Consider the following 386-nt stretch of genomic DNA (forward strand, 5'->3'; position numbering starts at 1 on the left):
CCTGTAAATCCAGCCGGCCATATTTCTTATAGATCTTCGCATTGCCGATAATGATGCTGACGGCTTTATCTCGTTTATAATATTCCCACAAGCCGATCCGGATATTATCTTCATCTGAACCATAAGTATGGAGATGCTTCGAAAAAGCGTATAATCGATCGGTGTCATTAGTGACATCAGCTTTGCCATCGCCATTCCCATCCTGGCCTAACCCATCAAAAAAGGTGATCGTTAGCGGGTTCACGTCGTTTAAGTGAGGATTGAGAGCCCCACCCCACTTTGAAGGCTCGATATTGATGCCAATTAAACCCTTTGCCGGCTCTAAATCCCGTCTGGCAGCCCTTAGGCTGTGCTCATATTGATCAGCGCCAGCAAGGTAATACCAT

The 386-nt window shown here is 46.1% G+C and carries 1 pseudogene; it reads right to left on the reverse strand.

What is annotated here, in order from left to right:
- Positions 1-386: pseudogene (locus SB773_RS30295) on the reverse strand (peptidase M23); the annotation flags it as partial.

Source organism: Bacillus sp. SIMBA_074 (assembly GCF_046534555.1).
Classification (GTDB): Bacteria; Bacillota; Bacilli; order Bacillales; family Bacillaceae_G; genus Bacillus_A; species Bacillus_A mycoides.